We start from the raw sequence: 23477 nt of genomic DNA on the forward strand, positions 1-23477 counted from the left end.
AAGGACCGAAACAAAAACCAAGGTATGCAGAAACCAAGCAAAGCGGGACTAAGCCAAGCGGAACTTAGGAAACAGAAACCAGGGAAATAGAAACGAGTGATACCAGGTAAAGCAAATGAACAAGGGGAGCGGGGCAATAGGCAGGCAAAAGAACCAGAAGTAAAGAGATAACAGAGGCCGGAAGACATCGCCGGCGAATTCGCTGGCAACGCTTTCCGGCCTGCTGTGGTCAACTATCCTTATGATTGATTAATCACCTTGTCGACCGAGTATTTGTCTGAAAGGAATGAGGCGATTGGGGCGGTTTGGGTTCCATTTGTCCACTCCTGTCTTCCGCTCTTGACAAATGCCCAGACTCTTAGGCGATTTTCACCGGCCTCGAGCCCACTACTCCTGCATCAGAGCAGTCATCTGCCCCAGATCCAGCTCGAAGCTGACCCCGCGCTGCTGATAGTCGGGCTGATTGCGTGTGTGCTGCATGGCCGAGCGGACGAATTCGCCGGCAATTTGGGCTGCATCGGCCAGGTCTCGTCCTGCAAAGAGCGCCCCGCAGAGGCTGGAGGCAAAGGCATCGCCGGTGCCGTGGATCATGAAGGGCAGCTTGTCGTGGACCAGCTCGGTGCGCTCGCTGACCCCGCCATGATCTGCCGAGGCCACGAAGTTGCGCAGCTTGCCGTCCTTCCGATCGATGCCCTTGATGATGACGTTTTTCGCGCCCATGTCCAGCAGGCGGCCCAGACGCTCGTCAACCTGGGTGTGGTCGAGGTCCTGGCCTTCATAGTCGATGCCGGTCAGCAGACTGACCTCGGTCAAGTTGGGCATGAGTAGGTCGGCCCCATCGACCAGATTGGTCACGGCCCGGCACATTTCCTCGGTGTAGGTGGGGTACATGGATCCGCCGTCGCCCATGACCGGGTCGACCAGCCGCAGGGCCTTGGGGTATTCGCGATACATGCGCTGAATAATGTCGACCTGCTCGGCGCTGCCCAGGAACCCGCTGTATATTCCGTCCAGTTCGACGCCCTCCTTCTGCCAGGCATCCAAGTATCCCGGCAGCATCTCGGTGGTGTCATGGAAGGTGTAGTCCTTGAACATGGTGTGCGCGCTGAACAGGGCGGTGGGCACCGGGCAAACGTCGCATCCGGCTGCCGAAAGGATGGGGATGGCGGCCGTCAGCGAGCACTTACCATACCCGCACATGTCATGCACAGCGGCGACTCGGGGGATGTACTTGCTGTCGCGCTGGTAGAGTCTGTTCTGATCGTCCGTCTGTCCGGCCATCTTTGAACTCCTTCATGCCTGCTGAGGCTGTTCGCAGCGGAGTCTTCTCCGTCGCTTACTCGACTCTACAGCGGAGGGGTTAAACGGGCACCGCCGCGTGTGCAATAGCGAGATAAAAAAGGCCAGTTTTCAACCTTTTGGAAGCTGTTATAAAAAAGGACGATACCGAAAAGTCTCTTCTGGCTTGAACAGGTGGGCTTGTGCCGCTTATGGTCACATTCAAGAACATGGACGAGGACGCACGTCACCAACAGATAGGAATCGACATGACCGACCAGAACCCGCACAAGTACCATTTCGAGACGCTTCAGCTCCACGTGGGCCAGGAACAAGCCGACCCAGCCACTGATTCCCGGGCCGTGCCCATCTACGCCACCACTAGCTACGTCTTCCACGACTTCGATCACGCCGAGGCCCGGTTCGCGCTGAAGAATCCGGGCAACATTTATGGCCGTCTGACCAACTCTACCCAGGGGGTTTTCGAGGACAGGATCGCCGCCCTGGAGAACGGCACCGCCGGTTTGGCTGTGGCTTCGGGAGCGGCAGCGGTGGAGTATGCCTTCCGGAACATCACCCAGACCGGGGACCATATCGTGTCCTCCAAGAACATCTACGGCGGAACCTTCAACCTCCTCAAGCACACTCTGCCCCGTGATGGTGTCGAGACCACCTTCGTGGATCCTTCGGACCCGTCCAACTTCGAGTCGGCCATCCAGGACAACACCAAGCTGGTCTTCTTCGAGACCTTCGGCAACCCCAACGCCGATCTGCCCGACTTCGAGGCCATCTCCAAGATCGCCCATGACCATAACCTCCCGGTGATCGTCGACAACACCTTCGCCACTCCTTACCTGTTCCGTCCGCTGGAGCACGGGGCTGACATCGTCGTGGAATCAGCCACCAAGTTCATCGGCGGCCATGGCACCACTCTGGGCGGGGTCGTCGTTGAAGGCGGCAAGTTCGACTGGTCGGCAGTGCCCGGGAAGTTCCCCACCTTGACCGAGCCTGACCCCAGCTATCACGGGCTGTGCTTCTACCAGGATCTGGGCGCTGCGGCTTTCGTCACCCGCATTCGCGCCATCCTCCTGCGCGACACCGGCGCCGTCATCTCGCCCTTTGCAGCCTTCCTCCTCCTGCAGGGGACCGAGACACTCTCGCTGAGGGTTGAGCGTCACGTTGAGAACGCCCTGAAGGTAGTGGATTACCTGCAGACCGTGCCAGAGGTGGAGTCGGTCAGCCATCCGGCCATCGAGGGGCGCCCCGACCACGAGCTCTACAAGCGCTACTTCCCCAACGGCGCTGGTTCCATCTTCACCTTCGATCTGAAGGGCGGCAAGGATGCGGCCAGGGTCTTCATCAACAACCTGCATCTCTTCTCCCTCCTGGCCAACGTGGCTGATGTGAAGTCGCTGGCCATCCATCCGGCATCGACCACCCACTCCCAGGAGACGCCGGAGGAGCTGGAGGATCAGGCTATCCATCCCGGTACCATCAGGCTCTCCATCGGCACGGAGAACATCGAGGACATTCTGGATGACCTCAAGGGTGCCTTCCAGGCATTGAAGGAGTCCGGTCTGGCCAAGTAACCGGCAATTACACTTCCTTCTTGGTGCCATATCTGCGCGATATATGACCGAGAAGGCACAGAAGCAGAAGGTGCCTGTCGAAACCTCATTACGTTTCGATGGGCACCTTTGTATATGCCTTCTCATCCCCTCGCTCCAGTGGCAGAGAGCACCTGACCAGTCAGGCGGAAACGTTCTGGTGGGTATGATGGGAGTATGAAACATGGAGCAAAGACGAGGGCGTCTTCCGATCCGTCGTCCGGTGCGGGGAAACCGAGGCAAATCGCCCAGGTGGCCATCAAGGCCAAAGGACTGACCAAGGACTATGGGAGTGGGGAGAACCTGGTCCATGCCCTCCGGGGTGTGGATGTCGAATTCGAACGGAGCAGGTTCACGGTCATCATGGGTCCCTCCGGGTCGGGCAAGTCCACCCTCATGCACACCTTGGCGGGCTTGGACACCGTTACCTCCGGACATGTCTACCTGAACGGGACCGATGCCGTCGGCGTGAAGGGCAGGCGGGCCCGTCGTCAAGGAGGGCGGAGGGGCGTGGTCGACCTGACCAAGCTCAACGACAATCAGCTGACCCTCTTGAGGCGCCAGAGTCTGGGCTTCATTTTCCAGAGTTTTAACCTCCTGCCCATGTTTACGGCCAAGCAGAATATCCTCATGCCTCTGATCCTGGATGGAGCCAAGCCAGACACAGCCTGGTTGGACATTCTGGCCAAGACCCTGGGTCTGGAAGAGAGGCTGAGTCACCGGCCCAGCGAGCTTTCTGGTGGTCAACAGCAACGTGTGGCTATCGCCAGGGCCCTCATCACCAAGCCTTCCATTGTCTTTGCAGACGAACCCACCGGAAACCTGGACACGGCCTCTTCGACCGAAGTGCTCAGCTTCTTGCGGGATTCGGTCCGCGAGCTGGGGCAAACCATCATCATGGTCACGCATGATGTCTTTGCGGCCTCCTTTGCCGACCGGGCTTTGGTATTTGCGGATGGGCGAATCGTGGCAGACCAGGACAGACCCACTGTGGATTCCATGAACGCCTTGCTCTCCGAGGAAGTCATGGACTCCACAGCTGCAGCTGACTCGGCTGCTCATCGCTAAGGGGAATGCTCATGTGGTTCGTTGCTAGGAAAATGATGCGGCATGACCTGGGCATGATGGTTCCCGCCGGCATCGCCATTGTCGTCGGAACACTGTTCATCGCCATGACCTTCCTCTTCGGCAACACCATGGACGTTTCCATGCGGCGGATGGTCTCATCCGATGCCGCCCAGGCCAACTACGCCATCATCCCCGCGGAGGGCAACCATTCAGAGCAGAAAAGGGTGAAGGACTTCAAAACCGAGGAGCTGGCAAAAGTCCCAGGTGTTCACGCAGTCAGATCAGACACCCAGCTCATGGTGGATGTCCGCGCCGGCAAGATCAAGAGCGAGAGCGTGATTGCCATTCCTATGGCGGATTCATCGCTGATGCCGATCGGTCTGGCCAAGGGATCCTGGCCTAGCTCTGATGACCAGGTGGTTCTACCCGGGCCGACTGTGTCCAGGCTCAAGCTTTCCCTCGGCGACAAGGTGAATCTGAACCTGTCGCCTAACATGCTGTATATTTCCGAGGACCTTGGGCCGAAAGGGCAAGCCAGCGCTGACCAGGTTGCGGGTAGGTTCATATCGAAGCCGCTGACCTTGTCGGGTGTCAGTTCGAACCAGGGCAACGAGGGCGACAGGTTTGGCGAATCGGGCGGCGCAATCGTACTGACCCCCAAGACCATAGATGCCTTGATGGCTACAGCAGGTCTTGGCAACATGGGTAACCTGTATGCTCAAAACGTTTACCTGAATGTTGGCGGGCAGGGCAGCGACCTCGATGGGAGTCTGGCCTCTCTGCGCAAGCTCATGCCTTCCGGCTATTCCCTTGAGGACCGTCACACTATGGAGGACCGACTGGTCAAGACCGCACTCGGCGGTTCCCAAAACCCCGTGACCACCTTCCTTCTGGTCTTTGGCACGCTGGCCATGTTTGTGGCTGCCACCGTCATAGCTAACACCTTCCAGGTTATGGTGGCTCGGCAACGTCGCTACCTGGCCCTCCTGAGGACAATAGGCGCCGATAAGGGGCAGGTCAGGGCCAGCGTCCTGTTACGCTCCGTCATCCTGGGCGCTGTGGCCTCCCTGATCGGGGTCGTCGCCGCCATCGGCATCATGGCCGTTCTGGGTGTAGCCAAGGCTCATACGAGTTCCCTCTACTTCCAATTGAAGCTGACTCCGGCAGTCATCCTGGTGCCTCTCGTTTTCGGCATCGTCGTTACGGTCTTGGCCTCCCTGGGATCTTCATGGGCCGCCACCAGGGTCAGTCCTTTGGAGGCGCTGAGGCCTGCCGATCTTCTGCAGAACAAGCGGACGAGCAGAATACGACTGTTTGTCAGCGTGGTCATGATTCTGCTGGGCATCACCATGACGGTCTGGTCTCTCTGGCAGGTCAGGCTCAATGTCACGGCAGACAAGGCCAGCAAGGCATCCGGAGACGGGCCGAATATCGTCGCTGCCATGGCTGTCATCGGCATTGTCCTTGCCTTCCTAGGTATCCTTTTCAGCGCCAATCGTTGGATTCCTTTCATGCTCAAGGGAGTCGGGTCCCTGGTTTCGCGGATTGGGCCCTCGTCCACAATCGCCGTGGCTAACATTGCACGGAATCATTCCCGTGTGGCGGCAACAGGTACCGCCCTCCTGATCGGCGTAACGCTGGTCGCCACCTTGACCACAGGCGCCGCCAGTGCCAAGCAGACCATGGCCGACATGATGGATGAGCACTACTCGGTCGATCTGCAGATCAGCGCCGATGGCCTGGATGCCAAGGCTCTGAACGCCATTCGACGGATCGACGGGGTCGCACAGGCCGAACTGGTGCCCCAGTATGCTGCCATGGTCAAATCAGGCGGCGAGAACGGTGCAGGAATGACTATTTTCGCCCTGGATGCGCACAAGATCGATCGCCTCCTGAATGCCAAGGTCGGCAAGGATCTTTCCGGACAAGATGCCCTTCTGCTTCCAAAAAGCCTCATGGATAAACAGAAGGATTTTCATGACGGCGGAAATCTGGGACTCAATGTACTCAACCCAATTCAAGGCGACGCTCAAGGCGGATCCGCATCGGTGGCTCAAAGACTCTTCGTGACCAGTGTCTACGCGCCCTTCCAGGGGATTGATGCCAGCGATTTATATGGCCTGACCGACTCCTCCTCGCTCAATGGCGTTCAGCCTCAGACCGTGCAGATCTGGGCCAAGGTCCATGGCTCGCCAACAGTCTCGGCGTTCATAGACAAGGTGAAGAGTGCACTTTCTGGGTATTCGGCTGTTTCCGTGAAGGGCGGGCTGGCTGAGAAGCAACAGTGGGACCGGACCATCGACAACCTGCTCATGATTATCCTCGCCCTGCTGGCGGTGGCAGTTGCCATCGCCTTGATCGGCGTGGCCAACACGCTTTCCCTTTCGGTGCTGGAACGTCGGCGTGAGTCCGCCACCCTGCGGGCCATCGGGATGACCCGCAAGCAGATCAGTCGGTCCTTGGCTGTGGAGTCAGGGCTGATAGCCCTGGGGTCGTCCTTGTCTGGCATGGTCCTGGGCCTGCTCTTCGGCTGGGCTGCAGCCTATGAGATCTTCTCCTCTCTGGGGACTGTGGCTTTCCCCATTCCCTGGTCCACTGGACTGGTGATTCTGGTGGTGACACTCGTAGCGGCGATCCTGGCAAGCGTCCTGCCAGCTAGACGCGTCAACCGGACTCCACCGGTTGTGGCTCTTGCTGAGGAATGACGGCAAGCAACCAGCGCGCATCATAAGCACCAGCCTTTATCCCAGCGCGCCTTGGTCGGCGTCGGGAATGATTGATTTGTCTCCCCAGATGCCGTCTTTACTGATGCTGCTTGGAAGGGAGCCGGCTTGAGCGAAGGGACCTTGATATTCCCGGAGTCAATCAAGGGGATCGAGGTAACTGTTGCAATCCATTGATCCGATGGTTGCATGTCTTGAGGCTCACGTCTTTTGCGCTGAACATGATGTTCTTCATCTCCCAGATGTCCATCCCCGCCGCTCCGCGTTTATTTGGATGGTGCCAGCCTAACAGGAAGAGTTTTTCAGCGCACTCATCCGTAAGAATGATTTTTTTCATCCCTCCTAGGGACCATATCGCGGCAGCTGATAGCCGCATAGGGTCGGATGCTAACGGGAGAAAGGCTTCCTGACGGATAAGGAGCACCATGCAGAACAAAGCGGATACTTCACCTTCACAAGGGTTAATCGACAGTGCAGGCCCAGGCGTCGCGGGACCGCCGGCCGTCAGCGCCAGGCAGCTGACCAAGGATTATGGGCAAGGCTCGAATGCTGTCCATGCCCTGCGCGGAATTGACGTGAATTTTGAACGTGGCCGGTTCACGGCCATCATGGGGCCTTCAGGTTCGGGCAAGTCAACGCTCATGCACGTTCTGGCCGGTCTGGGTACTGTCACCTCTGGCCATGTCTATATGGCCGCTGATCTTCTGCAGCCGAAGAGCAGACATCGTCATCATTCATCGATCGATCAGGCTGGCCGAGTCGACCTGACACGAGTGGACGACCGTCAGCTGACCCTGATCAGGCGACGACATCTGGGATTCATCTTCCAGAGCTTCAACCTGCTGCCTATGTTCACGGCCAAACAGAACATCCTCATGCCGCTGGTACTGGATGGCGTTCGGCCCGACAACTCGTGGATGGAGCAGCTGGTAGAGACTCTGGGTTTGTCGGAGAGGCTGGACCATCTTCCCGGTGAATTATCCGGGGGGCAGCAGCAGCGGGTCGCCATCGCCAGAGCGCTGATAACCAAACCCGGTCTGGTCTTCGCGGACGAACCGACGGGGAACCTGGACCTGGCCGCCAGCACTCGTGTTCTGAAGTTCCTGCGCGATTCCGTACGCGAGCTGAACCAGACCGTCATCATGGTCACCCATGATGCCTATGCCGCATCCTATGCCGACCGTGCGCTGGTCTTTGCTGACGGACAGATCGTTGCGGACCGACAGGATCCGACGGTGAAAGCCATGAACGATCTTCTGGCTGAACAAGTTTCGGCTGGCGCTGCTGACTATTCCCGGGTACAGGACTAGGGGGTGCATTGTGTGGCGTATAACCCGTACGATGATGAAGCGCGATGCACGAATGATGATGCCGGCTGGTCTGGCCATCGTGATCGGCACCCTCTTTATGTGCCTGACACTTCTTTTTGGCAACGTGGCGAATGTCTCCATGCGTCGCGAGATCAGCATGGATGCCGGCCAAGCCAACTATGCTGTGACAGCCAGAAGGGATCAGGACAAGCCAATTCTGTTCGACGAGTTCGATAGCAGGGGGTTGTCGAAACTGCAGGGGGTTCGTGGTCTGCGCCCCGATGTCAACCTCATGGTGGATACGGAAGCAAACGGTCGGTCCAGCAAGGGGATTCTGGCCATTATGGGTGCCAGGCAGGAGCTCATGCCTATCGATTTGGATCGGGGACAATGGCCGGATTCAGACGATCAGGTGGTACTGCCGCGTTCCGTCGCTGACAGGCTACAGGCCAGCTTTGGTGATAAAGTGCGCCTCCATCTATCCCCGTTGATGCTCCCAGAAAGTGACAGTGCTCAGGATTCTTCAAATAAAGAACGCCTTGTTGACCAAGGTTCTGTGAACTTGACCATCTCAGGTATCAGCAAGAGCCGTGGTGGACAGTACGACGACTTCGGCGGAGCTGTGGTGCTGACGGGTTCTCGGATTGGTCGTCTGCTGACTAAGGTGGGAATGGTTGGACCGGAGTCCCCTCCTTTGGAAAACATCTATCTGTTGGTTAATGGCCAAGGCAAGGAACTTCAGAACACTCTGCATGACATCAGTCGATACGTTCCTGACGGATACCGGTTGGAGGGCCGTCGCGCCATGGAGGACAGGCTGCTCAGTGACCAGACTGGCAAAGGTGTGAACATCATGACTGTCTTCCTCATGACTTTCGGTGTGCTGGCCATGGTGGTGGCTGCCTTGGTGATTGCCAACACCTTCCAGATCATGGTGGCCAGACAGCGCAGGTATCTGGCCCTGCTGAGGGTTATTGGTGCGGATCGACGGCAAATCAGGTTAGGCGTGCTGCAGCAGGCACTGCTTCTTGGTGTCATATCGTCCTTGATTGGCATCCTGCTGGCCATGGGCTTGATGGGTCTTGCCGGTTGCCTTGGTTTGCATTCGGGCACCATGGAGCTTGCACTTCTGCTTACTCCTGCTGCCCTTTTGGTTCCATTTGCGCTTGGCGTTCTGGCAACCTTGGTGGCTGCCTTTGGGTCTACGCGTACGGCTATCAAAGTCAGACCGCTTGAAGCCCTGCAGCCACTGGATTATCAGGAGCAAGGAAACAGGAAACGGACCGGTCTGCTGATCAGCATCCTGTTGGCGGTCATTGGCATAGCGTTCGTGATCTGGTCCTCTTGGCGCGTCAGGGAGCTAGTCAGGACAAACACCGGCGATACAGTCCAGACCAGTAATCAGCAGGAACTCTTGCTGGGTCTCGCAGTATTGGGTGTTTTGCTGATTTTTCTGGGTGCGCTGATCGGTGCGCGTCGATGGATTCCATCTCTTCTGCGTTGCCTGGGTAGACCTGTGTCCCGGATTGGACCATCTTGCAGGGTTGGAGTGGCGAATATCGCTCGAAATCCCTCACGAGTAGCTGCCACAGGTGTTGCTCTGCTGATTGGCGTAACCCTGGTCTCCACTCTAGCTACAGGTGCGGTAACCACTAAACGGACCTTGGCCAAGGATATTGATCAGCGTTATTCCTTGGATATTGAAATATCTGGCCAGGGGCTGAACAAGAATAATGTGCGGGCCATTCAGCGTATCAAAGGTGTTGCTGATGCAGAGCTGGTGCAGAGATTCAATGCCAAGGTCGAGTCGGGAGGTCCCTCACAAGATTCCATGACTGTCTATGCCTTGGATGCTTCACGTATCAGGCGTGTGCTTCATGCCGATCTGGGTCTGGGTATGCAAAGGTCGGATGCACTGCTGGTATCGACCAGAACGATTTCCAAGCATTCCGGTTACCGGAGCGGAAGTCAGTTGAAGTTATCGATAGCTGATCTTCAGGCGGACGATGAACGTGGAAAAGAGTCAGTTGCAAGAAGAACATTGACCGGGGTCTTTGCCGGATTCGGCGGGCTGGATACCAGTGGCGTCTATGCAATCACGGACTCCCAGAATGTCGCTGGGATAAACACCGAGACGCATGAAATCTGGATCAGGACGCTGGGAGATCGTGATGCCGCACTGCTCTTGGATGACATACGTCAGGCTGTCGGAGAGCATGACGACATGGCTATCAGCGGTGGGCTGACGCAAAAGAGACTATGGGGCGAAAGAATCGATTCCTTGCTGGCGATCATGGTGGCATTGCTGGGCGTTGCGGTCATTATCGCCCTCATAGGGGTCTCCAACACTTTGATGATGTCGGTGCTGGAACGCCGTCGTGAGACCGCCACGCTTAGAGCAATCGGCATGAGCAGCCTCCAGATTCGCCGATCCTTGGGAGTCGAAGCCTGCATGATTGCCCTAGGAGCTAGTCTGGCTGGAATCGTTCTAGGAATGCTATTCGGGTGGATAGGAGCCTATCAGGTCTTTGTTCCCTTAGGATCCGTGACCTTCACCGTGCCATGGTCGGTTTTTGCGCTGGTACTGCCGGTGGCCTTGCTGGCTGCGGTGGCAGCCAGTGTGCTGCCAGCCAGGGAGGCAGTTAAGGTTTCACCCATTGAGGCGCTCAGTGATGATTGATACTGCTTGATGGCCGTGTTCATACCAGATGGTTTTCGTAAGGGAAGACCACTGCTTGGACACGGTCGCGGGCATTGATTTTCTGGAGAATGTGAGTGACATGGGTTTTCACCGTGGGCAGTGAGATCCCCAGATTGTCGGCAATCTCCTGGTTGCTCAGGCCTTGGGCTATGAGAGCCAGGACCTGCAACTCGCGATCAGTGAGCAGGTCCGCTTCGGGATCGCGATAGGTTGAGCCCGATGGCATGGATTTGGTCTCAGGCATGTCATGAGCCATATGTTCGATTAGGCGTTTTGTAGCCGAAGGGGCGATGATCGCATTGCCCTGGTGAACTGTACGGATGGAGGACAAGAGGGTTTCAGGTTCGGTATCCTTGAGCAGAAATCCTGATGCGCCGGCTTTTATGGCAGCCATGACGTATTCGTCAAGATCGAAGGTGGTCAGCACAATGACCCTGGGCTCCGGACGGTCAGGCGACAGAGCAGTGATCCGGCGGGTGGCTGTCAAACCATCCATGCCGGGCATTCGGACATCCATGAGGATCACATCAGGCCGCAGGCGTGAAGCCAGGTCCACCGCTTGCTCGCCGTCCGCGCCTTGGCCAACCACGGTCATGTCATCCTGGGAAAAGCCAGCCCGGACCAGATCCTGGTCATCCACGATGGCAACGCTGATGGGTTCGGTCCGTTCCATAACTGCCTGCTTCTTTCCGCTAGATGATGGTCAGCGCCACCATCCGATTTTATCTGAGTCGAGTGTGGCTAGGAATTGCGACTGGTCTCAATTTGTAGCCAAGGTAATCGCTGTCTGACTGAGTGTTGTCTAAGCGATGGCTGTCTGAGTGATTGTTACCGAAATAACTGTTGACGGAGCCACTACCAAATGGTGAAGTGATCCGCTTCTGTCGTTGATTCCTGGGCTGGGCTGATCTTCCGGTCCGTGATTCATAGAATGCTCGATTCTTCTGCTGGGCTCATTGCCTGCTGTGTTCATTTCCTGTGTATCCATTTCCTGTGTGCTCGCCATAGGAGGTGCACATCATCAAGAACGCTCATGTCTGCAGTCCGGTTGGTCCGATTGGACGCGCTTTGATTCCTTATCCTGTTGCGAATGTTGCAGAGGGTTGTCAAGCCGATCGTCAAGATCTACTGGCAAGGGTTTGGCTGGGTGAAGAGTCGGCAATGGTGCGGTCTTGTGGGTGGGATCGACCATATGGTTCCTGTCTGAATTGGTGCTCACGTCTGACACGTCGGTGGTGTCATTGTCTGAACGCAAATCAGTACTGGAACTGTGACGCAGGACAGTGAGCAGTTGTCGCATGCGAGCCAGGGCCTGGCGTCCTTGGGTTGCAATGTCGCCGAAGGCTTGCGCTACCTGTTCTGGGTGAGGGTCCACCTCCTTGGCTCGATAATCGTTCAACTCGGCGATGGCCTTGCCGGTGGATGCAATGACTGTATTCAGTGTGGCGGCCACTTCTACCTGCATGGTGGCGCCGATAAGTTCACGCTCTTGATTGGCTGCCAGAGCCTGGCTTTCCTGCAAGGTCTGGTTTAGCGCGCGCTCGCGCTCCTGCTGGAGAAGCAGAACCGAACCACGAGTGCGTCGGCGTGAGGCAATCAGAATGCTCAGCAGACAGATCAAGGCCGGCGCGGCCATTACTATGAAAAGCGCTAAATGGGATGCAGAAAAAGAGGCTTCTGCTGGTCCTTTTGTTATGTAGGACAAAATGGTGGGACACCCTTGGTTATTGACTGCACATCTGACAGTCCACAAAACCATATCTGTGATGACCGCGAACGGAACCCAGCGCCTGGTGGTGTCTTTACCGTAAACCATTGCTGAATAGACGGCGATTGGGGATAAGGCTGCAGCTTCTGGTAGCCAGGGCGAGAAAAGGAGCAGCAGGGCGGCAACTGCAGCTACTATGGCGGCGCAAATGCCGGGACGGACCCTGCGCACAATCAGGGGCAAAGCGATAGCTAGTGTGGCAATGATTCTTGCTGGCCGGCCTGGATCATATTGGGGAGTGACAGGTGCTATGGCAAGAGCTTGACCTGGATTTTCTACCAATACGACTCCGATTACCAGACCCAGGTCGGCCGTCAACGGATGGCGTTGGAACCAAACGAAGAGCGTGGAGACAATCGAACGCAAGGACCATTGCGTTTGTCGGTTGACGTGTATTCCTGCTTCAGGGTCGGGTTTTGGCGGAGCAGCAAAAGGAATCCGCGCCTGGAGGTGGTAACCGCCTTCTGGCTTGGGACCAGCTTGAAGGCTGCCACCCAGGGAAGTCAGTCGTTCGCGCATTCCCAAAAGGCCGAAACCTGAATGCTCAGGTCGATCCATCTGCGGCGGAGAATCTGAATTGGTAGTGGCATGGTCGAGCGGGTGGTCGTCAATGGTGAGGCACAGACCGTCTGTGAGCCACTGTTCTTCAATCAGCACATCCGAAGCCGGAGCGGCATGCTTGCGAACGTTGGTCAAGGCTTCTTGGAGGACCCGATAAGCAGTCATGGCGCGGCTGCGATCCAACTTTTCTGGGTGGGGTCGGCCTTCGAGGCGTCGGTTGAATTGAGATTCTGGCTGAGCAAGTTGGGCGGCATCTATCAAGTTTGTCCATGATTCGTAGCTGGTCGGCGGATTGCTTGAAGAGGTGGCATCTGAGGACCAAATACACGCATTGTGGGCCGTATCAACGTTAGCCTTGGCAGTGTTAGCAGCTGGAGTCTCTTTGCCTGTGTGAAGATAGTCGCTGGCTTGACTTGGCTGAGTGCGATCCGTTCCGGGTGGATTCGGATCATGAGCGTTCGCGGATTGACGAGGGGAATTCGTTTGGGTGGTTGTTTGAGATTGGTCAAGGGTATGGATGTCGGCAGGGTCGGTTGGTGGTAGGGAAGACGGGTGTTGACCGGGAGGGGAATCCGCTGTTTTTTGGCTGGTTTCGGCCGCTGGGTTGGTCGGTGATTTGAGTTTGCCGAAGAGAGAGCTCAGCTCGCGTAGGGCGCGACGGCTCTCTTGATCGATGGTGCGCATAGTCTTGAGGGCTAGGCTCGCATCGGCAGTGGCTGCGTATCTGCCGGCATCGGCCTGCACGATGACGATGGACAGTGTGTGGGCGACGACATCATGCACGTCACGAGCTATGCGGGCCCGCTCAGCGCTGGCGGACAGGGCAGCGCTCTGTTCTGCCTGCAGGGCCAGAGCGTGGTTGCGTCGACGAGCCTCGTCAAGGGCATCTCGCCTGGTCCGCGTCCAGTAGGCTGCGACGATGGCTACGAGCAGTAAAAGCCCTTCGATCAGAAAATTCGATAGGAGGGTGGTCGCCAGTTCTCTGAATGAGATCGGCCACATAGAGGTGCGGTTCGGCTGTGCTCTTCCCGGAGGCAGAAACCCCAAATCGACCAATGTGAAGATAAGGCAGGACAAGGGCGTCATGACCCAGGCCAAGGTCAGGTAGAGTCGACGCAAGGATGGGCGTCCGTAGAGCAGACAGGAATAGACCATAACCAGGCAGACTGCATCGGCGGGCATGATGGCTGGTCCCAAGAAAAGCTGAGCCAGAGCCACAGCAACGAAGAGCCAGGCTGCCAGGTCGGGGAATCGACGACGGATAACGACAGGAGTTATGAGCAGGACCGTCCACATCAGGGTTAGGTTTTCCTGCAAGGGGATCAGGGCTCCATCTTTGAGATTGGCGGTGGAGCCGTTCACTAGAAGCAACAGAAGGATGGCGAAGAGAGCGTCAGTCAGCAGCGTTCGATTGTTGGACCTGGTGATTGGTCGCTGCGCTGTTTGACTGACTGTGTTCATGGAATCAACACTATTCGGGGGCGGAGGGAGGTGCCATCAGTCCGAGGGATGATGTGGTCAAATGTGGGCCCAGGCTGTCTCAAAGTGGATAAGTCGGAGCAGTCGCAATCGGAAGTGGGTGCTGAATGGCGAGTCGGAAGATAGTGAGTCGGAAGATGGCGGCTTTGCAGATGGCGATTGCCGTTATCGGTCTAGCCGCTTTGGCTTTGGGAGACCTAGTACCGTTCCTTGCCGTGGTGCTGTACATGCATTCTTATGTACACGCATTCTTACATGGAATGGCTTTCTGCATAGCATGCACGGCCGAGACGTATGCGTACCCCAATGCACGTCCCAACCCTTGTAGGGCTTTAACTGGCAATAAGTATGGATTCTGTGCTTGGATTCAGCAGGCAGTGAGAGCGGATCGCAGACTTGCGCTCAGTCGGCAATGAGTTTGGGTTCCATATGGATTCCACATTTGTGCTCAACCGGCAATTGGCAACCGGCAACAAGTATGCACCCCATATCCATCCATCCAGCCTGTATTCCACAGATACCAGTCAGGCCGACGAATCGTCGTGCATTCTGCAACGGTTCGTCGGCCTGACAACGCAGGGGAGGGCACCCAATCTCAGGAGAAGCGCAGCCGAATCTGCTCGGCCGTGCCGTAGGAGGCCTGCGCCCCCTGTCCGGTGGCAGCGTAGGCGGAGACGTAGGAGGCCAGCTGGGCGGCCTGCACCAGGGTCATGTCGGAGGCCAGGCCGGCCAGCACGGTGCCCATAAAGGCGTCCCCGCAGCCGGTGGTGTCCACGGCGTCTACATGCACGGCGTGAATCCGGTAGGTCTGGCCCTGGTCCAGGACCATGGATCCTTCGCCGCCCAGGGTGACGATGGCCCGATGGAAGCCGAAGTCCTGCATGGTCTGGTTGATCCGGTCCCAGTCGGCCCCCAGCCAGTCGCCGTCCTCGGGCTCGTCGATGCCCAGCAGCTGGGCCATCTCATGCTCGTTGACCAGGATCAGGTCCGAGTTGGCGATCAGGTCGGCGGGCAGGTCGGCGCGGAAGGGGGAGTCGTTGAGCAGCACGGTCATGCCGGCCTCGTGGCCCATGCGCGCGACCTCGGTGACCGTCTCGATGGGGCTCTCCAGGCACAGGCCCAGCACCTTGGCGGAGGTCAGGGCCTGGCGGGAGCGGTGGGCGTAGTCCACATCCACCTTGCCGTTGGAGCCGGGGGAGTAGACGATGGTGTTCTCGCCGCGCGCATCCACGGTGATGACTGTGGTTCCGCTGGCTCCCGGCACGGTCATCACATGGGAGACGTCCACCCCGGCGTTGCCCAGCTGCCCCAGCAGGAAGTCGGCGTTGGAGTCGGAGCCGACGGCCCCGAAGAGCCTGACCTGGGCACCGATGCGGGCCGCAGTCGCCGCCTGGTTGGCCGACTTGCCCCCGGGCAGCACTTGGAGGGGACCCCCGTTGATGGTCTCGCCGGGCTTGGGCAGCCGGTCAGTGTTGACCGTGTAGTCCGCATTCATTGACCCGACCACCGAGATGGGCCCCTTGAGGGCATCCAGTCCCTTGAGCACCTGGTCGGGCGCCGCCGCCATATCTTGAATCATGTTTCTCCGTTCCTTGATGAGCTTGTCCGCCTTGATGATCACGCTGTGGACGGCTCAGGGATCCTGACCGGTGTGCGCGGGCGGGCGACCCACCGAGTCGCCGTGGCGGTAGCTGGTCTGCAACCGGACCGACCGTACGGGCGAGCCTGCCATCAGCTGCAGGAGCATGTCCACGCAGCGGGTCCCCATGGTGTCGATCTGCTGGGAGATGGTCGACACGGCCGGGGTCAGGATGCGGAAGACGGGCAGGTCGTCGAAGGTGATCATGGACAGGTCCTCGCCGATGCCGATTCCTCGGGACTGGGCCGTTTTGATGGCGCGTATGGCATCCAGGGAGGATCCGAAGAGCACGCCGGTGATGCCCTGCCGGGCCCAGAGGTCGATCATGTCGGGGTTGAAGGTGCCGGGCTCTACTTGGTCGGACAGGGGGTCTTCCATGCCCTCGATGTCTGCCAGCAGGTCCCGGTAGACGTTCAGGCGTTCGCGGAAGGTGGCCGATTCCTTGAGGGGCCCGGGCACCAGGGTGATGCGTCGGTGGCCTTCGGCGTGCAGATCTTTAAGGGCCTGCCTCAGGCCGGGCTCGGGGTCGGCGTCCACGCAGGGGATGGTCCGTCCGTCGCGTCCGTTGGAGCCCTCGGCGGCACGGTCCACGCAGACCAGTGGCAGTCCGCGTCTGGTCAGCTCCTCCAAGGTGTGTGAGGAACGCGGCCCAGGCACGATGATGGCACCGTCGATGTGCTGGCCGAGCAGATTGCGCACCTGGGCCTGGTCCTCGCCGGGGTCGCCCTGGGTGGAGGTGCAGATCAGGGTCTGGAAGCCGTGGCTGAGCAGCTGACCTTGGATCAGATAGGCTAGGTCCGCGAAGTAGGAGTTGCGGATGTCGGGGATGAGCAGACCGATGGTGCGTGAGTGGGCGGAGTGCATGGATCGGGCCCGGGAGTCCGGCACATAGTGCAGATCGTGGATGACCTGTTCGATGCGCTGTCGTGTGGCCGGGGAGATGCGCCCGGAGTCGTTGAGGGCTCGGGAGACCGTCGATACGGAGACTCCGGCCCGTTGGGCCACATCCCTGATCGTCGCGTACGCCATCATGGCCTTTCGTCGAAGTGGTCGGCCGCCGGGCCGGACTGCCGACCTCGGCGGTTGCCTGACCGACGCCATGGGCAGGCGAACGGTTCTGACAGCCTTCAGTTATATCAGTGCGGTAACGATACCGCAACTTTCATAGCATGGCCCGTCGAGGCTTGGCTTTGAGTGAAGGCGAGCGAGGCTAAATGCTGGGTGAAGGGTTACTGCTTGCGCGATTATGCTGGTATTGGGAGGATGAACAGCGGCCGGGCTGGCTGGAGCATGTATGCCCTCGGCCGGCTTGGCCGCTGTTTTCCTCTCTCCCGGGCGGGGGCGGTAGGGCGTGCATGTCTGCTCGCGTGCTTTCGCCTGCGGGAGTGTGGTGGGGGCGCGGGAGGCGTGTCGGCTCTCTTGGGGTTGAGCCTTGATTGGCACTGGCCTCCCTGCTCCCCCTGGGTGGGCCGGGGGCGGGGGGATTGATATGCCGCCCGGCCGGTCTTACTCGTGCGAAGCGTGAAGCAGTTGGCGTGCTTCCCACCGGTGGCGGCGTGAGGCCATGACCCCGCCCATGCCGGTCATGCCGGTGGCCAGGGCGAGCAGGATGCCCTCTCCTCCGGCCCTTGGGAGCACGCCCAGCGGCGTGTACGTGTAGCTGAGGGACTTGTCCGTCAGGATGCTTCCTGCGCCGCCCAACGTGTAGTCGACGCTGACCGTGACCGTGCCCGGCGCGTGTGCAGGCGCTGCCACGCTGACGCTGCCGCCTTCGCCGTGCATCAGCCCCGATACGGGGGTCTGGTCGAATCTGACACCGGCGATCACCGGTTGCAGGCTGAACGACACCGGCACAGGAACAGCACTGTGACTCGACGCGGGAATACTGTTGTTGCCGAGCTGGCTATCGTAGTTGCGTCCCCAAGCGTAGGTGCATCCGTCGCTGCCCACAGCCAGCGAATGCCAGACTCCGGCGCTGACCTGTGTGGCTTGCAGTCCTTTGCTTGCATCATTGGGGCTGGCGGGGTCGCGCACGCGCACAGGAGCAGGGTTCGGATCGTAGTCGCTGGTGGTGTTGTTGCCGAGCTGGCCATAGTGGTTGTATCCCCAGGCGTAGGCGTATCCGTCGCTGCCCACAGCCAGCGTATGAGCGCCTCCGGCGCTTACCTGTGTGGCTTGCAGTCCTTTGCTTGGATCACTGGGGCTGGCGGGGTCGCGCACGCGCACAGGAGCAGGATTCACATAGTCGTTGCTCGTGTTGATGCCGAGCTGGCCATAGTGGTTGCTTCCCCAGGCGTAGGCGTATCCGTCGCTGCCCACAGCCAGCGAATGCCAGCCTCCGGCGCTTACCTGTGTGGCTTGCAGTCCTTTGCTTGGATCATTGGGGCTGGCGGGGTCGCGCACGCGCACAGGAACATGCGAGTCGCTGCTGGTGTTGTTGCCGATCTGGCCGCTGTTGTTGTATCCCCAGGCGTAGGCGTATCCGTCGCTGCCTACAGCCAGAGAATGATAGTTTCCGGCGCTGACCTGTGTGGCTTGCAGTCCTTTGCTCGCGTCAGCGGGGCTGGCGGGGTCGCGCACGCGCACAGGAACAGTCGAGCTGCTGATGCTGTTGTTGCCGAGCTGGCCATCTCCGTTGTTTCCCCAAGCGTAGGTGTACCCGTCGCTGCCCAGGGCCAGCGAATGAGCGCTTCCGGCACTGACCTGCACGTAGGTGAAATCCGCTGGCAGGTCCGGATACGTCTTGGGATCAGGCTTCCTGACCATGACCGGCGTGGTCCTATTGGTGGTCGTCCCGTCGCCAAGCTGGCCAGAACTGTTGTATCCCCAGGCGTAGGCGTTCCCGTCGCTGCCCACCGCCAAGGAAAAACCACTGAAGTCTTTTGTTCCGCTAACTTGGTTGAATCTGATACCTTGGCTGGCTCTGTCTGGCGGGGTGATGGTCGTGGATCCGCCACCGAGCTGGCTGCCCTTGTCGGGGCTAATGCTCCACGTGTCGTTCCGGCTTTCGGGCGTCCAGTGGGCAGTGAGGGTGAGGCCCTTGTCGACGGGCTTGCTGAAGTCGTAGGCGATGCTGCCGGTGAACCATCCGTCGAACTGGTAGCCTTGGCGTGTGGGGTCGGGGGAGGGCCGCTTGACTCTGCTGTTCGGTGTGGAGAAATACTGATCTGCGGGTTCGGGGCTTCCGCCGCCCGCATTGAAAGTAACTGTGTGGGTCGTGCCTTGCTTATTTTCTCTGGTCATGGTTTGGTCGACCGTGTAGTTGAGGCTTCTGGTGAAGGGCTGGCCGTCCTGGCTGCCGGTGATGAGGATGGCGGCTTGTCCGGGCTTGCGGGCGGGGATGTCCGTCTGCCAGGCGTCGTTGTTCTTGCTGAGTTTGAGCGGCTGCCCGTCCATGCTGGCTGATTCCAGGCTGGGTGCTTGAGTGGTGGTGATCCCTGCCGGCTTGCCGGGCTGGCCCTGCTTGTCCAGGCTCCACCCGTAGAGGTCGCCCTGCCTGCTGATGGCGGCGATCCTGCCGTTGATGCTTGCCGCCTGCACGTAGGCCCGGCTCCCGTCGTCCGCGCGCATGGGCGCCTGGCCGGGCTTCCAGGCCCAGACGTGGCCGTCCTTGCCGGTGATGATGGCCTGGTCCTGGTTGGTGTTGATCTGGCTGGCCTGCGCTCCTTCCGGCAGGCTGACGGCTGCGGGGCTGGTTGTGCCGTCGGCCAGGTACCGGGCTTGTCCGTCTGCGTCCAGGAGGAGGAATCCTGTGCTGAGGGCTTGGGCTTGGATGAGGCGTGTGCCCGGGTCCTGTTTGATGCGTTCGGGTTTGATGCTGCCGGTGTCGGCCTTGTCCCAGGCCCAGGCTTGCCCGTCCGCGTCCAGGGCGAGGATCCGGCCGCCCGAGGCGGCGGCGGTGACGGCCTGCGCCTGTCCGGGCAGGCTGGCCGTGGCCTGCTCCGGGGGCTTCCGGCTGCCGGCCCGGCTGTCTTGGAAGGCGTGGACCCGGCCTTGCCGGTCCACGGCCAGCAGGAGGTCATCGTCCATGCTGATGCTGGTGAACCCGGTGTCCTGGCCGGTGTCGAGGACGGCGGGCGTTGATTGTTGGCTGTCCCGGGTGTAGATCCGCTGGTCGGATCCCAAGGCGGCCTGCCGTCGGCTGCCTGCTGCGGCCTGCAGGTAGCGGAGCCCTTGTGGGGCCTGGGCGGGGAGGGGGGCCTGTTCGGGTGTGCCGTCCTGCGTCCATGTGCGGATGCGGCCGTCGCCGGTCAGGCCGGTGGCCTGCTCTCCGGCGGCCTGGATGCTGGTGTAGCAGGGCTCCTGCCTGCCGGGCGGGCTGATGGCCAGGCGCGTCCCGGCGGCGGGCCCGTGGCCCGGGCTCAGCGTCCAGTCCGTTGTCGTGGTCCATTTGGCTTTCAGGGTGGTGTCCTGGAGGATGGGGGTCCGGAAGTCGAAAGGCTGCCCGTCGAGCGTCCACCCGTCGAACCGGAAGCCCCCGCGTCCAGGGTTCTGATGCAGGGGGGCGGCGAGGGTGCCGGTTTTCACGGTCGTTTGTATGGGCTTGCTTCCGTCGCCCGGGTCGAAGCGCACCATGCGCGAAGCCTGATCATCCGTCTTTCCGGCTGATCCGGCCGGAGCGGGGTCTGCGCTGTCGGGCGTCCCCGTCGGCGATGACGGGGCGTTCGGGCTCGCTATCGGGCTTGACGGCGGGGAAGCTGTCAGCGGTGATGGCGAGGGAAGCGGGGTGCTGCTCGCGCTGCCGGGGAGAATGCCCGGGGCTGGTTCAGCTGCGCGAGGGGTCCGACCCCCCCCCCCCGGTGAGGATAGGAGCGTCCGCCCGGGCGGACGCGGCGCCCAGGCCCGCCAGCAGGCCCAGCAGGACGATCACCACCGCCGACACGCGACGCAGACGGGAAACCAGATGCATGAAACCAAAACCCCTTCACTAAACACCAAACAAAGCAAACACCGCCTGCCAGCCAGCGCCAGCCCCGCGCCACACCGCAAGAGCCAAAACGGAAGCCAGCCGCCTCCCCGGCATCCCCCGCCTTTCACCCTACCACCCAGTCCACAGACGACACACAAGCCCGGTCCAACCGCCCGGCGACAATGAACCCGACTGAACTAAAGGAAAGGAGCCAGCATATGACCAACCAGGGATACTATCTGCCTGGACTCTACGTTCGAGAGGGGTCCATCCCCGTTCCCCTGGACTGGGCGGGCAGTGAACCTGGCATTTGGCGAGCCGAAGACAATTCGGACCAGACGGTCATCCGCTGCTTCTACCGCGTGGTCTGCGCCCCCGAGCATGTCCACGACGATCTGCCGATGCTGGTCTACCTGCAGGGCGGACCCGGGTATGGGGCTCCACGGCCGCTGAACGCCACTGCCGACGGGTGGATGGCCGAGGCTTTGCGCCACTTCCGCATTGTCCTGCCCGACCAGCGGGGTACAGGCCGGTCCAGCGCCATCGACGGCTCCACCATGGCCTCCCTAGGCGAGCCCCGGGCCCAGGCCGACTATCTGAAGCATTTTCTGGCGGACTCCATCATCCGGGACTTCGAGCACCTGCGTCGTACGGTCTTCGCCGGCCGTCCCTGGGTGGCCCTTGGACAAAGTTTCGGCGGCTTCCTGACCCTGGCCTACCTGTCGAACTTCCCGCAAGGGCTTGCTGCGGCCTTCACTGCCGGGGGCGTGCCGCACATCCCCACGGATGCCTATGAGCTCTTCTCCCACACATTCGCCAAAATGGCCCAACGGTCCCAGGCTTTCTACCAGCGCTATCCGGGGGATCAAGACCGTGTGGCAGCTATTGCCGACCGGCTGGCCCAGGGCGATGTGGTCCTGCCCGGCGGCGACCCCCTGAGTGTGGAGCGGCTGCAGACCCTGGGCGCGGACCTGGGCAAGAGCGGCGGGTTCGAGCGCCTTCACTGGCTGCTGGACACGGCCTTCCTGGATGGCGACGGCAGCCTGCCCGTTTCCAGTGCTAGCAGCTCCCGAGCCACCCTCTCGCAGACTTTCCTGGAGGGGGTGCGGGCGGCCACCTCGGTCAGCCCGCTCTACTGGCCCCTGCAGGAGTTCATCTACGCCGACGGGGACTGCGCCCCCCTGCGCTGGGCAGGGCAGCGGGTGCGCGACGTCCGCCCCGAATTCGACACCGCTGCCCGCCCGCTCATGTTCACAGGGGAGGCGATCTCCCCCTGGATGTTCGAGCAGGAGGCGGCCCTGCGCCCCTTCGGCCCGGCGGTCAGCCTGCTCATGGAGGAGGGTTCCTGGGGTCACCTGTACGATCCCGAGCGCCTGGCCGACAATCAGGTTCCCCTGCAGGCCGCGGTCTATGCCGACGACCTTTATGTGCCCTCCGAGCTCCAGCTGGACACTCTCTCGCGCGTAGGCCACGCCCATGCCTGGGTGACCAACGAGTTCGAGCACGACGGCCTGCACGGGGACAGGGTCTTCGCCCACCTCTACCGGCTGGCCCTGGAGCGCGGCGATCTGGAGGGGCTCTTCCCGGCGCGCGGCTAGACTTGAGGGCATGAACACGGATTCATTGACTCTCGGATTCATCGGATACGGCAACATGGCCCAGGCCATGGCCCAGGGGCTGGTCGACGCTGGTGTGCTGCCCGGCGGCCGGATTGTGGCCTGCGCAGCCCACTATGACCGGCTGGTGGGGCGTGCGGCACAGCTGGGTGTGCGGCCCATGCACTCAGGCACCGAGGTGGCTGCGGCCGCCGACCTGGTGGTTCTGGCCGTCAAACCGGGGCAGGTGGCCCAGGTCTGCGAGCCTATCCGCCATGAGCTGGCTGACCCGGATCGCATGGTCCTCTCGGTGGTGGGCGGCATGACCCTTGAGGACTATGCCGACATTCTGGCGGAGGGCACCCACCTGATCTGCGCCGTTCCCAACACCCCCATTTCAGTAGGGCAAGGGATTCTGATCACCCAGGAGGACGACACCCTGACCGACCAGCAGCGGGAGCTCTTTACCCGGGTCTTCGACCCGGTGGCCATGATCGAGCGGCTGCCCCGGGAGCTGGTCTCGGTGGGCACGACCATCGCCGGATGCGCGCCCGCCTACACGGCCATGTACATGGAGGCCTTGGCCGATGCCGGGGTGGAGCATGGGCTGCCCAGGCAGGCGGCCTACCGGCTGGCGGCGCGAATGGTGGAGGGGACAGGAGCCCTCTACATGTCCACCGGCACCAACCCCGGGGCCATGAAGGACGCGGTCTGCTCGCCGGGCGGAACCACCATCAAGGGGGTCGCCTCCTTGGAGAAGCACGGCTTCCGTGGAGCGGTCATCGAAGCCATCGATGCGGTGGAGCGCGGCGACTGAGCCTGCCGTCCTGAGGGGAGCC

14 protein-coding genes are annotated in these 23477 nt (G+C 60.4%); 7 read left to right on the forward strand and 7 right to left on the reverse strand.

The window, feature by feature from the left end:
- Positions 1-387 precede the first annotated feature (387 nt).
- Positions 388-1281: a pyridoxamine kinase gene (locus J3T92_RS03525; protein ID WP_267399750.1), complete on the reverse strand. Its 894-nt coding sequence runs from the start codon at positions 1279-1281 to the stop codon at positions 388-390.
- Between the two features lie 266 nt (positions 1282-1547).
- On the opposite strand from J3T92_RS03525, the gene J3T92_RS03530 reads away from it, so the two are divergent.
- The 3 genes from J3T92_RS03530 (at position 1548) to J3T92_RS03540 (ending at position 6658) form a co-directional block, all read left to right on the forward strand.
- On the forward strand, positions 1548-2867 hold the full coding sequence (locus tag J3T92_RS03530; RefSeq protein ID WP_267400244.1) for an O-acetylhomoserine aminocarboxypropyltransferase/cysteine synthase family protein: 1320 nt from the start codon (positions 1548-1550) through the stop codon (positions 2865-2867).
- Between the two features lie 195 nt (positions 2868-3062).
- Positions 3063-3953, forward strand: a complete 891-nt coding sequence (locus tag J3T92_RS03535; protein ID WP_267399751.1) for an ABC transporter ATP-binding protein — start codon at positions 3063-3065, stop codon at positions 3951-3953.
- An 11-nt stretch (positions 3954-3964) separates the two neighbouring features.
- Positions 3965-6658 carry an ABC transporter permease gene (locus J3T92_RS03540; protein WP_267399752.1) on the forward strand — a complete coding sequence of 898 codons (2694 nt, stop codon included), beginning with the start codon at positions 3965-3967 and terminating at the stop codon, positions 6656-6658.
- Positions 6659-6818: 160 nt separating this feature from the next.
- Here J3T92_RS03540 and J3T92_RS03545 read toward each other — a convergent pair whose 3' ends face one another.
- Positions 6819-7013, reverse strand: coding sequence for a hypothetical protein (locus tag J3T92_RS03545; RefSeq protein ID WP_267399753.1), 195 nt, complete (start codon positions 7011-7013; stop codon positions 6819-6821).
- Positions 7014-7101: 88 nt separating this feature from the next.
- Between J3T92_RS03545 and J3T92_RS03550 the strand changes: the two genes are divergently transcribed.
- Positions 7102-7986, forward strand: coding sequence for an ABC transporter ATP-binding protein (locus J3T92_RS03550; protein ID WP_267399754.1), 885 nt, complete (start codon positions 7102-7104; stop codon positions 7984-7986).
- A 31-nt stretch (positions 7987-8017) separates the two neighbouring features.
- Positions 8018-10666 carry an FtsX-like permease family protein gene (locus J3T92_RS03555; protein WP_267399755.1) on the forward strand — a complete coding sequence of 883 codons (2649 nt, stop codon included), beginning with the start codon at positions 8018-8020 and terminating at the stop codon, positions 10664-10666.
- A gap of 19 nt (positions 10667-10685) precedes the next feature.
- On the opposite strand, the gene J3T92_RS03560 is transcribed toward J3T92_RS03555, so the two are convergent.
- The 5 genes from J3T92_RS03560 to J3T92_RS03580 all read right to left on the reverse strand — a co-directional run bounded on the left by J3T92_RS03560 (position 10686) and on the right by J3T92_RS03580 (position 20709).
- Positions 10686-11360 (reverse strand): response regulator, encoded by a 675-nt coding sequence (locus tag J3T92_RS03560; protein WP_267399756.1) that lies wholly within the window; start codon positions 11358-11360, stop codon positions 10686-10688.
- A 348-nt stretch (positions 11361-11708) separates the two neighbouring features.
- Positions 11709-14477 (reverse strand): DUF7134 domain-containing protein, encoded by a 2769-nt coding sequence (locus J3T92_RS03565; RefSeq protein WP_267399757.1) that lies wholly within the window; start codon positions 14475-14477, stop codon positions 11709-11711.
- 613 nt (positions 14478-15090) lie between these two features.
- Positions 15091-16074, reverse strand: coding sequence for a ribokinase (locus J3T92_RS03570; RefSeq protein WP_416378883.1), 984 nt, complete (start codon positions 16072-16074; stop codon positions 15091-15093).
- A gap of 54 nt (positions 16075-16128) precedes the next feature.
- Positions 16129-17166: a LacI family DNA-binding transcriptional regulator gene (locus J3T92_RS03575; protein ID WP_267399758.1), complete on the reverse strand. Its 1038-nt coding sequence runs from the start codon at positions 17164-17166 to the stop codon at positions 16129-16131.
- 474 nt (positions 17167-17640) lie between these two features.
- Positions 17641-20709, reverse strand: a complete 3069-nt coding sequence (locus tag J3T92_RS03580) for an InlB B-repeat-containing protein (protein WP_267399759.1) — start codon at positions 20707-20709, stop codon at positions 17641-17643.
- 552 nt (positions 20710-21261) lie between these two features.
- On the opposite strand from J3T92_RS03580, the gene J3T92_RS03585 reads away from it, so the two are divergent.
- Both J3T92_RS03585 and proC read left to right on the forward strand, forming a co-directional pair.
- A complete protein-coding gene (locus tag J3T92_RS03585) occupies positions 21262-22641 on the forward strand; it encodes an alpha/beta fold hydrolase (RefSeq protein WP_267399760.1) in 1380 nt (459 codons plus the stop codon).
- 10 nt (positions 22642-22651) lie between these two features.
- Positions 22652-23455 carry a pyrroline-5-carboxylate reductase gene (gene proC / locus J3T92_RS03590; protein WP_267399761.1) on the forward strand — a complete coding sequence of 268 codons (804 nt, stop codon included), beginning with the start codon at positions 22652-22654 and terminating at the stop codon, positions 23453-23455.
- The last annotated feature ends 22 nt before the right edge of the window (positions 23456-23477 follow it).

Source organism: Bifidobacterium sp. B4081 (genome assembly GCF_026537335.1).
GTDB lineage: Bacteria > Actinomycetota > Actinomycetes > Actinomycetales > Bifidobacteriaceae > Bombiscardovia.

Bases quoted from the DNA above. Each gene is read 5' to 3' on its own strand.
- J3T92_RS03525 (WP_267399750.1), bottom strand. From the start codon at position 1,281: ATGGCCGGACAGACGGACGATCAGAACAGACTCTACCAGCGCGACAGC.
- J3T92_RS03530 (WP_267400244.1), top strand. From the start codon at position 1,548: ATGACCGACCAGAACCCGCACAAGTACCATTTCGAGACGCTTCAGCTC.
- J3T92_RS03535 (WP_267399751.1), top strand. From the start codon at position 3,063: ATGAAACATGGAGCAAAGACGAGGGCGTCTTCCGATCCGTCGTCCGGT.
- J3T92_RS03540 (WP_267399752.1), top strand. From the start codon at position 3,965: ATGTGGTTCGTTGCTAGGAAAATGATGCGGCATGACCTGGGCATGATG.
- J3T92_RS03545 (WP_267399753.1), bottom strand. From the start codon at position 7,013: ATGAAAAAAATCATTCTTACGGATGAGTGCGCTGAAAAACTCTTCCTG.
- J3T92_RS03550 (WP_267399754.1), top strand. From the start codon at position 7,102: ATGCAGAACAAAGCGGATACTTCACCTTCACAAGGGTTAATCGACAGT.
- J3T92_RS03555 (WP_267399755.1), top strand. From the start codon at position 8,018: ATGATGAAGCGCGATGCACGAATGATGATGCCGGCTGGTCTGGCCATC.
- J3T92_RS03560 (WP_267399756.1), bottom strand. From the start codon at position 11,360: ATGGAACGGACCGAACCCATCAGCGTTGCCATCGTGGATGACCAGGAT.
- J3T92_RS03565 (WP_267399757.1), bottom strand. From the start codon at position 14,477: ATGAACACAGTCAGTCAAACAGCGCAGCGACCAATCACCAGGTCCAAC.
- J3T92_RS03570 (WP_416378883.1), bottom strand. From the start codon at position 16,074: ATGATTCAAGATATGGCGGCGGCGCCCGACCAGGTGCTCAAGGGACTG.
- J3T92_RS03575 (WP_267399758.1), bottom strand. From the start codon at position 17,166: ATGATGGCGTACGCGACGATCAGGGATGTGGCCCAACGGGCCGGAGTC.
- J3T92_RS03580 (WP_267399759.1), bottom strand. From the start codon at position 20,709: ATGGTGCGCTTCGACCCGGGCGACGGAAGCAAGCCCATACAAACGACC.
- J3T92_RS03585 (WP_267399760.1), top strand. From the start codon at position 21,262: ATGACCAACCAGGGATACTATCTGCCTGGACTCTACGTTCGAGAGGGG.
- proC (WP_267399761.1), top strand. From the start codon at position 22,652: ATGAACACGGATTCATTGACTCTCGGATTCATCGGATACGGCAACATG.